The following is a 12,545-nucleotide window of genomic DNA, read 5'->3' as shown; positions in this document are numbered from 1 at the left end:
ATGAGTCAATCGCATTCGAACGTTCATAATAAACATGAATCGCACGGCTCTCTGAAGTCGTACACGATCGGCTTCGTGCTGTCGATTATTTTGACGATCATTCCACTTGTCGTTGTGATGAACCACATGATGGGCAAAACCGGCACACTCGTGCTGATTCTCATCATGGCGATCCTGCAGTTCGTCGTTCAATTGTTCTTCTTCATGCATATCCGGGAAGGCGAGAACTCGAGATGGAACGTCATGGCGCTCTTACTGGGGCTTGTCATTCTGATTACGGTTGTCGGCGGCTCCATCTGGATTATGACGTACAATCAAGTTGCACATTAATCGCATAGTATGGCGCCCTTGTCGCGAAGACAGGGGCGTTTTTGTTTGTGATCAGGCGAATCCTCAAGAAAGGGTTGTCATTCTATCGTTCGCATGATACATTATGTATCAGAGATACTAAATGTATCAAGCAACAGAGAGGGACAAGCTAATCTATCTTGAACGGAGAGGAGCCGTATGATCCGCCGAAAAGAGCGATTTCGCAACCAACTTGACGACCATCTGATTCATTTGCACAAAAATCTGTACATCTCGCAGTCCGATCCGCTTTATTACGAGAAGGTGATTCGGTATCTGGACGCAAGCTCGCCGGAGGCGCATTATAACCTAGGGCAGAAATTCCAGCTAAAAGGGAACTGGAAACGGGCGTTTTTCCATTACAAGGAAGTGCTCAAAACGTACCCGTCTCCGTTCTATTCCGCAGCCAACCGGGCGCTGCATCAGATGAATCAGCAGCAGGCTGCTCATACGGCTAATTTAAGCGCAGTGGGTGCGGTAAGGAAGCCGTTGCTTCCGCCTTTTATGAAGAAGCTGCTGATTGTGTTGGCTGTCATCAACATGCTCTTGCTGCTGGTTCTTGCACTAGGTGGGGGCGCGATGCATTCGTCGGTGTCCAAAATGAAGGCATGGGGCGTAGGCCGCGAGGTGACATATGAAACGGTCGATGCGCCTTTCGTGCTGTACGTCTCCGAGATGACGTCGCAAGCCGATCTGGAAAAGGCTCTGCATAAGCAGGCCGTCCAGCTAGCGAAGGATATGCCGAAGACGAGTATCCTGCTCTACGGTGTCGTGACGCAGGACAGTACCAGCCTGGGGAAAACGATGCGCCTGACCAATGAGGATCTGATCAAGCAAGCGATCGTCGTCGCCAGGTATCAGCCGGAGACGGACGACGCCGTTCAGATTCGCTTTCTGAACGCAGCCTGGAAAGAGCACCAACCGCTAACCGCGATTGGTGCTAATTTAGTTCGTACGGCGCTCATGGCTTACCGCGGAGACAAAGGTCAGGCGCCAGAGAGCCTGGATATGCTGCTGCAGGATTACCCCAGCAATTACCTGAGCTATATCCCGAAGGAGGCGAGCAGCGGTTCTAACGTCGTTGCAAAGGCCTATACGGGAGCAGGGGGATGGGTCTATAACCCGCAGGCGCAGACCCCTGAGGAGCTGTTTTACGCGAATACTGCAGGAGCTAAGGCAGTGCCCTATGCGCCTATCCATATTGAAATCAATAAGGCTGAGCATCAGTTGAAGCTGTTGGCCGGCAATCAGCTCCTCTGGGACAAGCCGATTGGACTCGGACAGCAGGACAGCACGCCGGTCGGCGACTTCATCGTGACGGACCGGGTTCTTCAGCCGCACGGGAAAACCGCGGCCAGCTACGGCGAAGCCGGGCTGGGACTCGGCGCGATCGCTTTGCACGGCACCTACGATGACAGCTCGATCGGAGGAAACGCTTCGCTTGGCTGTGTGCGGCTTTCGAACGCGGACATCGCGCAGTTGTACCCGTTTGTGCCGAAAGGAACGGCGGTGCATATCCAGGCAGCCGGCTGGCCCAGCCTGCAAGCGGAGCTAGCGAGCCCGCCGGACGCGCTGCAGCCCGCTGCGCTGCCCAAGCACGACGAATCCCCCGAGCATGTGGTTTTTCATTGGCTCGGCTAATAAAAAGCAACGGCACCGTCAGGGAGTCCCTGGCAGATGCCGTTGCTTTTTAAGATCATGAATTATTTCAAGTTCTCCGGATTCAGCTGCTCCAGTTCAGGAATGACGAAGCGACCGTCTTTGCGAATCAACACATCGTCGAAATAGATCTCCCCGCCGCCGTATTCCGGCCGCTGAATGAGCACCATGTCCCAGTGCACGGAGGAACGGTTCGTGTTGTCCGCTTCTTCATAAGCTTGCCCTGGGGTGAAGTGAATGCTGCCGTCGATTTTCTCATCAAATAAAATATCTTTCATCGGGTGCTGGATGTATGGATTCACGCCGATCGCGAACTCGCCGATGTAGCGCGCGCCTTCATCCGTATCCAGAATCTCGTTCAACTTCTTCGTATCGTTGCTGGTCGCTTCAACAATGCGTCCATTTTCGAATGTGAGCACAATATTCTCGAAGGAGGTGCCTGCATAAATGGTCGGCGTGTTATAGCTGATAACCCCGTTAACGGAGTCCTTGACCGGAGCCGTGTACACTTCGCCGTCCGGCAAGTTGCGCAGGCCGGAGCAAGGTACAGCGCCGATGCCTTTGATCGAGAACGACAGGTCGGTGCCTTTCGCGACGAGTCGAACGCGGTCTGTGCGGTTCATGAGATCGACCAGTGACTCCATCGCTTTCGCCATTTTGCTATAGTCGAGGTTGCAGACGTTGAAGTAGAAGTCCTCGAACGCTTCCGTGCTTTTGCCGGCGAGCTGGGCCATGGACGGGTTCGGGTAGCGCATGACGACCCACTTCGTGTTGTTGATTCGCTCGTCGAAGATCGGACGTTGGTAATGCTTGAGGAACATCTTCATCTTCTCGTCCGGAACGTCGGAGGACTCGGTGATGTTATCACCGCTGCGGACAGCCACATAAGCGTCCATCTGCTTCATCCGCTCCAGCTCGAACTTGGACCAGGTGGTCAATTGCTCTTCTTTTCCGCCCATTTGCAAGCTTCTTGTGATCATAGGATCGCGCAGCTCGATAAAAGGATTCCCGCCTACCGCGTATACTTCCTCGATCAAGCATTTCGCCAGTTCTGGATCTTTGACGCCGATCATTTCAATCAATATGTTTTCACCAGGTTGAAGGCTCACGGAGTAACGGATGATGTTGCGTGCAAAAGTCTGTAATCGTGGATCTCTCATTGGTATTGGTCTCCTTCAGGAAAATAACTTACGCTTTATTATAGCGCAGTTGGCAGGGCAAGCCAAATAGGAGTCACATTATTGACATGAGGTCAATTGCCAACTTTACTCGTGACAACGCGCAGCTGCAGGGTATACTAAAGGAAGAAAGGCTAAGCCAACACGAGGTAACGAGGAGGAGAGGTATGGCCAGACAGCAGATCCAGGTGCCATTCGGTTATGAGCCGCCGGAAGAGAAGCGCAAGGGGACGGTCCTTGTGTTCGAAACGTTTGAGGATTGGACAGAAGAGGACGTGCGTGCACTCATTGCCTGGGCGGAAAATAAATCCTTTACGCGGTTAATCTTCTATCCGCAGCACGAGGAAACGCTTCGCCGTATGGACATCCGTTCGGAGATGCCATACCACGCGCGCGTGAAACAGCTTCAAGCTTTGCTGAACGAAGTGGACACCACGCTCCGCGTCGAGGTCGATCAGTGGGAGGGCAAGCGGAAGAAGTACACCCCGCTGGATACGTCACTGACTTTTTTGACGGATAAATCGCCGGATCCTCACTTCATGTGCATGAGCGACCGCTACGCCAACCAGTTCGTGACCTATCCGTCGTTCAAGGAATGGATCAGGAAGGCGCGGCTCGTCATCTTGCGGCAATTTCAGGTTCCTTTGAACCCGCAATTGCAGGCCTATGAAGGCCGGTGGGAAGTAATCGAGCTTGGGGAGACGCAGAGAAGTTAAAAAAAGACACCTCAGCCAGCTTATCGGGCTGGTAAGGTGTCTTTTTTGCTTGACTGCCGTTTATCCGATCTCGCCGCGAGCCGCCTGATCTGTCAAATAGCGTTCCGTCAGCACAGTCAGCATCGAGATGCCGATCTGATTCTCGCCGCCTTCGGGGATAATGATGTCGGCGTATTTCTTGGACGGCTCGATGAACGCATCGTGCATCGGTTTCACGGTTGTCAAATACTGATCGAACACCGATTGCAGCGTCCGGCCGCGCTCGTTGATGTCGCGGGACAGACGGCGAAGAATGCGCACGTCGGGGTCGGTATCGACGAACACTTTAATGTCGAGCGCACTGCGCAGCTCCTCATCCGTCAGGACGTGTATGCCTTCAATCAGCACGATCGGTTTCACATCAACGCGAATTGTTTCTTGTGCGCGCGCATGCTGGGAGAAATCGTACACCGGGATCTGGACGGCGCGGCCGCCGCTCAGTTCCTTGAGGTGTGCCAGCAGCAGGCTGTTTTCGAAGGCGTTCGGGTGGTCATAATTGATGCGTTCCCGTTCTTCAAAGGAAAGACCGCTATGATGAAGATAATAATTATCCTGAGAAATAAGTGTGACGTTCGCCGGACCGAGCTTGGACATAATCGATTTGGCGACGGTTGTTTTTCCGGAGCCGGTGCCTCCGGCAATTCCAATGACAAGCATGCGAGCAAGTTCCTCCCCCAAATACTAAAAGACTATTCCCGTAGTGTATCACACTGTCCGCTCAAAAGAAAAAAGCGAATCGAAATTCGATCGCTTTTTCCGGGAAATATTGAAACGGGCGTTACCGAATTTGCTTCGGCATATGGGATTTCGCTTCGCTGGCCGTCAGATCCTGTGCGGCTTGGGAGAGCTGCTGCGCGTTCTGAGCCGTTTGTGTGCCGAATTCGTGTGCAGGGAACGATTTCAACTGCTCCTGCGCCTGCTGAACGTTAATCTTTGCTTGTGCAAGCGCGGCTTGCGCCGATTGAATGCGCTGCGGATCGGCTTGTTGGAGAGCGCGTTGGAGCTGATGTTCGGCGTCCTGTGCCTGCAGAATCGCGTTATCGGCTGCGTCGATTGCGTGCTGTAAAGGCTGTTGGTGTTGGCGGGTGTCTGTCATGGGGCGATACCTCCTGATAAATAGAAATTGCGACTATCCTACCTTGCGCGAAAAGCCGGGAAATCATGCTTCGAGCGGGAAATGAAATTATTTCCTGGGGAAGCGCAGGATGTGAGCGGTATCATGATTTTTCGACATTAATTGTCTGAAAATTGAGAATAAAACACCAACTCCGGCACGGCGCTCTGGATATGACACTTGTTGCCAAAATAACAGTAGACAAACCGCCTTTTACTTCTTAAGCTAAAGAGGATGACGCTATCTGACAATGATAGACAAAAGATTTTCTTTTCTGGAGGATGACACATGAAGAAGATGAAAGGGATATGTTTGATCCTTGCTGTAACAGCGCTTTTGGCGGGCTGTGGATCAGCCAAAACCAACTCACAAGCTGCCAGCACCTTTACGCCGACTCTCGACGTTACAGCGACCGTTAGCGGCGACACGGCGACACTTCATATAAAGACTGACCTCAAGCTATCCAAAGAGCATTACGATCATGCGCGAGTGACAGGAGAGGGGCATATTCACTTATCCGTAGATGGAAGTGAGAAAATCATCGTAACTGAGCCTGAGAAGGTGCTCGAGCATTTAAGTCCCGGTAAGCACGAAGCGAGGGTCTCGCTTCATAATAACGATCATACGCCGTACGACGTCGGCCAAACGGTCACATTTGAAGTGAAGTAGGTGTCTTACGGAATGCCTATACGACGCAAAAGACTGAGTTTGCAGAAACGCATCGTCGTCTTGATGACGGCCGTCTCCGTCGGCATGATTTCGACCATGATGATCTTCGATACATATAGCCTGAACCAATCGATTAAAGAAGCTTACGTGAGCCAGATCAGCGGCATGACGATTGCAATTAACGGAAGATACGAGGAATCGCGTTCGGTTACCGATGTGCAGCAGATTTTTGACTATATCCGATACAAGAACCCGCATGTGCTGGATATGAAGCTTTACAACAAAGAAGGATTCATACTCGCCGCGTCCAATCGGACCGAAATCGGGAAGCAGCTCAGAGCTGCAGATGTGATGATCCCTTATCAGGATCATACGATCGTCGATCGGGTGCCAATGGCAGCCCATGATCGTCCTGTGGTGCGTCTAACGGCTCCGCTTCAGGAGGATGGGAGCGTAGTTGGGGCGGTTGAAGTTTTCTTCGACGCTACCGAAGAGCAAGTGCTGCTCGAGAAAAGAACGAAGTTGATTCTGGTTGTCGGGATCAGCATTGCGATTATTTTATCTATATTAATATGGTTAATCTTGCGAAGTATTGTGATTCGTCCGCTCGGTAAGCTGCGGGAAGCGGCCAATGTCGTGAAGCAAGGCGGGGAGCTGCCCAAGCTGCAGATGGCTTCTTCACCGGAGATTGAGGAGGTGGCGGACGCTTTTAACGGCATGGTCGCGAATCTGGACGAGCGCTACCAACAGCTCCAGCAAGCGCTGACGACGCTGGAAGTGGCGAAGGACCAACTGGTCCAGTCTGAGAAAATGAGTGCGCTTGGCGGCCTTGTCGCCGGCGTGTCGCACGAGATCAATACGCCGATCGGCATCGGCGTTACCGCGATCACGTATTTGGATGACCGCACGAAGCATTTTACGGAGATGTTTCAACAAGGTAAAATGAAAAAGTCGGATCTCGAGCAATTCCTTGCCGTGACCCATGAGACGAATACCATGGTGCTGACGAATCTCGAGCGCGCGTCCGCGCTTATTCGCAGCTTCAAGCAGATTTCTGTGGATCAGAGCGTCGAGATTAAGCGGACCATTGAGCTGAAAGACTATTTGGACGGCATCGTCGCGAGCCTCAGACCGGCGCTCAAGAAGACGCATTTGCGTATGGACATCATTTGCGACGAAGCGATTCAGCTCTATACATATCCGGGCGCCATCTCACAGATTATGACGAACCTGGTCATGAATTCTTTAAATCACGCGTATGCGCCGAATGAAGAGGGGACGTTGACCATGCGCGTTCGCGATTTGGGCGCCCACATTGAAATTGCATACTCCGATGACGGCAAAGGAATGACGCAAGAGGTGCTCGATCATATTTTTGATCCGTTCTTTACGACCAGCCGCGGCAGTGGAGGTACGGGACTCGGGATGAACATCGTGTACAATGTCGTGACGCAATCGCTGAACGGCATGATTCACTGTTACAGCACACGGGGGCAAGGCAGTCTGTTTTCGATCACAATCCCCAAAGAGGAGGAAGCTTTGTTATGACGAATGAAGCCGGACAAGCTGACGTGGATGAGCTTCTGTTTGCAGATGAGGAAATTGGAGATGAGCTGGATTTATCCGACGGCGAACAGGAGCCTTGGCTGCTCTTGATTGTCGATGACGAAAAGCAAATACATCAGGTGACCCGGATGGTTTTGCATGATTTTGAATTTGCAGGCCGCAAGCTCGACTTTCTGAGCGCCTATTCCGCGCGCGAGGCCAAACAGTTGCTCCAGGAGCAGCCGAACATCGCCGTGGTGCTGCTGGATGTCGTGATGGAGGTGGAGGACGCCGGGCTGCAGATTGTGAGATATATTCGCGAAGAACTCAAGAATCAGGCGATTCGGATTATCCTCCGCACCGGTCAGCCGGGGCAGGCTCCCGAGCGCACGGTCATCATGGAGTATGACATTAACGATTATAAAGAAAAAACGGAGCTGACCTCGCAAAAGCTGTTCACGACGGTCGTCACCGCCCTTAGATCGTATCGCGATATTAAAACGATTGAAAAAAGCCGTGTCGGCTTAGAGGAAATTATTAAATCATCCGCCTCTTTATTTGAATTGCAATCCTTGAAAAAATTCGCCTCCGGCGTTTTGACGCAGATGACGTCGATCGTCAACGTGCACAAAAACGCGCTTCACTGCTCGTTCGCCGTGACCAAGGGCGTTGAAGATATTTATATCCTCGCGGCGAGCGGCGATTATGCGGCTTCCCAGGACGCGCGTGCGCGCGACGTTGTGCCGATTGACGTGCTCAGCGAAATTGAGCAGGCGTTTCTGCTCCGGAGAAGCAGTTTCTCCGCGGACCGGTTTTTGGTCTATTTTCAAAGCAAAATGGGCATGGAAAATGTCATCTATATGAACGGCTTCCAGGAACTCAGCGAGTGGGAGCGCTATCTGATCGATATTTACTCCGCGAATGTTTCGGTCGCTTTCGAAAATCTGTATTTGAATGAAGAGCTCGAGAGCACGCAGCAGGAAATCATCTATACGATGGGGGAAATTACCGAGACAAGATCGAAGGAAACCGGCCATCACGTGAAGCGTGTTGCGGAATATTCCCGCCTGCTGGCGCTGAAATACGGCTTGTCGGAAAGCGAAGCGGAGGTGATCCGGCTCGCGACGCCGATGCACGATGTTGGGAAGGTCGGAATTCCGGACGCGATTCTGAACAAACCGGCGGCGCTCACCCCCGAGGAATTCGAGATCATGAAGACGCATGCGAATCTCGGCTATGAAATGCTGAAGCATTCGAATAAAAAAGTGCTGTACGCCGCGGCGATCATTGCCTGGCAGCATCACGAGCGCTACGATGGCACTGGGTATCCGCAGGGACTGAAAGGCGAGGACATCCATCTATACGGCCGTATAGCGGCACTGGCGGACGTATTTGACGCGTTATGCAGCGATCGGGTATATAAGAAGGCATGGGAGCTTGACCGCGTGCTGGAGCTGCTGCGCACCGAGAGAGGGAAGCATTTTGACCCGCAGATTGTGGACTTGTTCCTGAACCATCTGGATGAATTCTTGCAGATCAAAGAAATGTATGCCTGATTGATGTCATGAAGGATCGGCAGGCATAAGAACGCTTCCGGCTTCTCATACTACGGTGGAGATGACGGAGGTGATTCACTTGAGCAAAGCGGATAAGAAGAACAATCAGCAGAACGAGGCGCACTTCACCGAAGAGGCACAGACGCTGTCCAAGGAAAAGGCGGACAAGCTGCCTCCAAGCCTCAACAATATTAGTAAAACAAGCACGTAATGCGTGTGGGAGGCATAATCTCCGAGGAGGCAAGGCAGTTTCTTGCTTCCTCTTTTTCATTTTCGCCAAAACTGTAAATTAGTTGAGGACAGTTTCTTGAATTTCCGCAAAAACGCGCCTAAACTGCCTTTTTCCCGCAATCTTATCGCGAAAAATAGAGAAAATCTGCGTGTTTGTCCCATTTTCGAAGGGAAAGACACGTTTATTTTGATTTACATTTCCTGTATGCTAGACAGTGGTGCAGTTAGACAGTTAGAAAGAGGGTGCCTCCCATGGAAGGAATAGGACTCGTACTGGAAGGCGGAGGTATGCGCGGGGTATACACTGCGGGAGTCTTAGAATACTTGATGGAACAAGATTTATATTTTCCTTACGTTGTTGGCGTATCGGCGGGGGCTTGCAATGCCATTTCGTACATTTCGAGGCAGCTCGGCAGAAACAAGAAGGTGACGCTCGATTACATTGCCGACCATCGCTATTTAAGCTATCGGAACCTGATTCGACATAAAAGCATTTTTGGCATGGACTTTATATTTAACGTCATTCCGAATCAACTGGTCCCATTTGACTATGAGACCTTTTACAAGTCTGAGCAGCAATTTGCGATCGGTACGACGGACGCGCATACGGGGGAACCGATTTATTTTACGAAACACGAGCTTATGGAGCAGACAATTCCGATCATACAAGCTTCCAGCTCACTGCCATTCGTGGCGACGCCGATGCAGTATAAAGGCAGGACGCTGTTTGACGGCGGGTTGGTCGATCCGATCCCAGTGCAAAAATCCTTGGCAGACGGCAATAAGAAGCATTTAATTGTATTGACCAAGGAGTTTGGGTATCGGAAACGGCCATTCAAGCAGGGGTGGCTGGCACGATCTTTTTATCCGCGGTATAAGGGATTAGTGAATGTGTTGGTCAACCGGAGTGAAATTTACAACAATACGCTGCAAATGATCGACACGATGGAAGCGGACGGCAGCGCGCTGATTATTCGTCCTTCGCAGAAAGTGACCGTCGGCCGGATGGAGAAGGATCCGAAGAAGCTGCAAGCGTTGTTCGAACTGGGCTATGAGGATGCCAGACGGCTCGGCGTGAAGCTAAAGGAATGGATCACCAAATAAGGAACATTTGCCTTTTGTCGAAATTTGCGGTATGGTAAGGATTGACCAATAAGAACGACACGGGAGCTTGTGAAGTCAGGCTGAGATTGTGACCGTTATGTCACTTACCGTTTATCTGATCTGGGTAATGCCAGCGTAGAGAAATATAACTACATGCAGGTTCTTCGGCCGCTGTCCGCGGTTGAATCAGCTTGTCAACTTACATTTTCTACAGATGGCGCTCCCGGATTCCGGGGGCTTTTTTCTTTTGGTACAACGAGAGAGCGGAGAGGGGAAACAACATGAAATGGACGAAAATTGCACCGGCGATGCTGGTTGGCTTGACGGTGCTGATGGCGGGCTGCGGGAAAGCGCCGGCGGATGAGGCGAAGCCTGCGGGAAGCGCGAAGCCGCTGACAGATGTGAAGGTCGTGCTGGACTGGACGCCGAATACGAATCATACAGGCCTCTATGTCGCGAAGGATCAAGGCTTCTTTGAGCAAGAGGGCTTAAACGTGCAAATTATTTCCCCAGGGGAGAGCGGGGCTGATGCGATGGTCGCCTCCGGCGCGGCGGAATTTGGCGTATCATATCAGGAGAGCATTACACAAGGCCGCATTCAAGGCGTGCCGCTTGTTTCCATTGCGGCGGTCATTCAGCATAATACGTCCGGTTTTGCATCGCCGGTTGCGAAGAATATTAAGACGCCGAAGGATTTTGAAGGCAAAACCTACGGCGGTTGGGGAGCGCCGTCCGAGAGCGCAATGATCGAATCGTTGATGCAATCCGAGAAAGCGGATGCGAGCAAGGTGAAGATGGTCAATATCGGCGAGGCGGATTATTTTACGGCAGTGAAGCGGGATATTGATTTTGCCTGGATCTACTATGCGTGGACAGGCATTGACGCTGAGCTGCGCGGCGAGCCGATGAACATGATTTATTTGAACAAATACTCGGATAAACTGGATTATTATACGCCGGTGCTGGCTACGAATGAAAACATGATCAAAACCAAGCCGGATGTCGTGAAGGCTTTTGTTGCCGCTGCGGCGAAAGGGTACCAATTCGCGATTGCGAAGCCGGAGGACGCGGCGAATGTTTTGATTAAAGCTGTGCCTGATCTGGATCCGAAGCTGGTAACAGCGTCCCAAAAATGGCTCGCAACCCGCTATCAGGACGACGCGCCGCGTTGGGGCGAGCAAAAGCGCAGCGTCTGGGAGAACTACGCGAACTGGATGCTGGATCATAAGCTGCTGGAGAAGAAGTTGGACGTCGACGCAGCTTTTACGAACGACTTCCTGCCGGCGGCAGGCACGAAATAATCTGAGGGAGGCGGCAGGAGCATGGCAAACGCGCTTGTAAGTATTCAAATTTTGCCTAAAACGGTGAATAACGAGGACGTCATCCCTTATGTGGATCGCGCAATTGAAGTGATTGCGGCATCGGGCGTCAAATATTTCGTATCTCCACTGGAAACGACGATGGAAGGGGACCTTCCGCATCTGCTGCAAATCATCCAAGATATGAACGCAGCGATGATCGACATGGGCAGTCCAAACGTCATTTCCCAAGTGAAAATTTACTTCAATCCGTCCGGCGCGTCGATGGACAAGCTGACGGAGAAATATCGGTAATGCGCAAATCGCGCTGGTTTCGAGCAGGATGGCCGCCCCTTGTGGTGGTTATCCTGCTTCTGCTCGTTTGGCAGCTGGCCGTCACTTGGGGCGGTACAGCGTCGTGGCTGCTTCCCAGCCCGCTGAAAATACTGCGCGACGGCACGACGGAGATGCCGCGCGTGTGGATGCACACATGGGCGACGCTCAAGCTGATGCTGCTCGGTTTTGGTGTTGGCAGCGCGATCGGCTTGCTGGTCGCGTGCGTGCTGCACCGGATGCCGTTCGTGAAGGCAGGCTTTTATCCGCTGCTCATTCTTTCGCAGAACGTCCCTGTCATTGCGATCGGGCCTTTATTAATCATATTGTTCGGTTTCGGCCTAATGCCGAAGCTTGTCCTTATTTCACTTGTTTGCTTTTTTCCTGTGACGATGTCGACGCTCGATGGCTTGACGCAGACGGATCGAAGTATGCTCAGCTACATGCACATGATCGGCGCGAGTGCGCGTCAAATTTTTTACAAACTTGAGCTGCCGCATGCGCTGCCATTTTTATTTACGGGGTTAAAGATCTCCGCCACGTACAGCGTCATGGGTGCGGTGATTGCGGAGTGGCTCGGCGGGAACGGCGGGCTGGGGTATTATATGATTTTGCAAAAATCTGCGTTTCGGGCGGACCGCGAGTTCGTGGCGATCGGCATTATTGTGATCTTGAGCTTGCTCTTTTTCTGGTGCATTGCCGGGCTTGAGAAACTGGTCATTCGCTGGCAGACGAAGCGGTCATCTTAAGGAGGC

General features: G+C 52.0%; 14 protein-coding genes and 1 riboswitch. Of the genes, 11 read left to right on the top strand and 3 right to left on the bottom strand.

From position 1 onward, the window contains the following. Together cyoD and ABE504_RS18035 are read left to right on the top strand one after the other, a co-directional pair. Complete coding sequence (gene cyoD, locus ABE504_RS18040) at positions 1–330, top strand: cytochrome o ubiquinol oxidase subunit IV (protein ID WP_126143774.1); 330 nt, start codon at positions 1–3, stop codon at positions 328–330. A gap of 177 nt (positions 331–507) precedes the next feature. Next, positions 508–1,989 (top strand): L,D-transpeptidase family protein, encoded by a 1,482-nt coding sequence (locus tag ABE504_RS18035; protein WP_430091224.1) that lies wholly within the window; start codon positions 508–510, stop codon positions 1,987–1,989. 62 nt (positions 1,990–2,051) lie between these two features. On the opposite strand, the gene ABE504_RS18030 is transcribed toward ABE504_RS18035, so the two are convergent. Beyond that, complete coding sequence (locus tag ABE504_RS18030; protein ID WP_430091222.1) at positions 2,052–3,167, bottom strand: aminopeptidase; 1,116 nt, start codon at positions 3,165–3,167, stop codon at positions 2,052–2,054. Positions 3,168–3,352: 185 nt separating this feature from the next. Here ABE504_RS18030 and ABE504_RS18025 point away from each other — a divergent pair, with 185 nt between their 5' ends. Further along, positions 3,353–3,901, top strand: a complete 549-nt coding sequence (locus tag ABE504_RS18025) for a hypothetical protein (RefSeq protein ID WP_430091220.1) — start codon at positions 3,353–3,355, stop codon at positions 3,899–3,901. Between the two features lie 60 nt (positions 3,902–3,961). Here ABE504_RS18025 and udk read toward each other — a convergent pair whose 3' ends face one another. Continuing rightward, a complete protein-coding gene (udk, locus tag ABE504_RS18020; RefSeq protein ID WP_430091218.1) occupies positions 3,962–4,597 on the bottom strand; it encodes a uridine kinase in 636 nt (211 codons plus the stop codon). Positions 4,598–4,718: 121 nt separating this feature from the next. Next, positions 4,719–5,036 carry a hypothetical protein gene (locus ABE504_RS18015; protein WP_430091216.1) on the bottom strand — a complete coding sequence of 106 codons (318 nt, stop codon included), beginning with the start codon at positions 5,034–5,036 and terminating at the stop codon, positions 4,719–4,721. Between the two features lie 306 nt (positions 5,037–5,342). On the opposite strand from ABE504_RS18015, the gene ABE504_RS18010 reads away from it, so the two are divergent. From ABE504_RS18010 to ABE504_RS17975, 8 genes are all read left to right on the top strand, one after another. After that, on the top strand, positions 5,343–5,723 hold the full coding sequence (locus tag ABE504_RS18010) for a hypothetical protein (RefSeq protein ID WP_430091215.1): 381 nt from the start codon (positions 5,343–5,345) through the stop codon (positions 5,721–5,723). Between the two features lie 12 nt (positions 5,724–5,735). Further along, the gene (locus ABE504_RS18005; protein ID WP_430091213.1) at positions 5,736–7,271 is read left to right on the top strand and encodes an ATP-binding protein; all 1,536 of its coding nucleotides are present in this window, start codon (positions 5,736–5,738) and stop codon (positions 7,269–7,271) included. Continuing rightward, entirely contained in the window at positions 7,268–8,824 is a 1,557-nt protein-coding gene (locus tag ABE504_RS18000; RefSeq protein ID WP_430091212.1) for a DUF3369 domain-containing protein, read from the top strand. Before ABE504_RS18005 ends, ABE504_RS18000 begins: the two co-directional genes overlap by 4 nt. Positions 8,825–8,903: 79 nt before the next feature. Then, positions 8,904–9,035: a hypothetical protein gene (locus tag ABE504_RS17995; protein WP_277600980.1), complete on the top strand. Its 132-nt coding sequence runs from the start codon at positions 8,904–8,906 to the stop codon at positions 9,033–9,035. 272 nt (positions 9,036–9,307) lie between these two features. Continuing rightward, positions 9,308–10,159 carry a patatin-like phospholipase family protein gene (locus ABE504_RS17990; protein WP_430091210.1) on the top strand — a complete coding sequence of 284 codons (852 nt, stop codon included), beginning with the start codon at positions 9,308–9,310 and terminating at the stop codon, positions 10,157–10,159. A 49-nt stretch (positions 10,160–10,208) separates the two neighbouring features. Then, positions 10,209–10,318, top strand: a riboswitch (TPP riboswitch). Positions 10,319–10,440: 122 nt separating this feature from the next. Then, positions 10,441–11,460, top strand: a complete 1,020-nt coding sequence (locus tag ABE504_RS17985) for an ABC transporter substrate-binding protein (protein ID WP_430091209.1) — start codon at positions 10,441–10,443, stop codon at positions 11,458–11,460. A 21-nt stretch (positions 11,461–11,481) separates the two neighbouring features. Further along, positions 11,482–11,772, top strand: coding sequence for a thiamine-binding protein (locus ABE504_RS17980; RefSeq protein ID WP_430091207.1), 291 nt, complete (start codon positions 11,482–11,484; stop codon positions 11,770–11,772). Next, positions 11,772–12,539, top strand: coding sequence for an ABC transporter permease (locus ABE504_RS17975; protein WP_430091205.1), 768 nt, complete (start codon positions 11,772–11,774; stop codon positions 12,537–12,539). Before ABE504_RS17980 ends, ABE504_RS17975 begins: the two co-directional genes overlap by 1 nt. Positions 12,540–12,545 lie beyond the last annotated feature (6 nt).

The organism is Paenibacillus oryzisoli (genome assembly GCF_050467285.1).
Classification (GTDB): Bacteria; Bacillota; Bacilli; order Paenibacillales; family NBRC-103111; genus Paenibacillus_E; species Paenibacillus_E oryzisoli_A.
The sequence above is the reverse complement of the archived record's forward strand: the minus strand, read 5'-3'. Positions and strand labels throughout refer to the sequence as shown.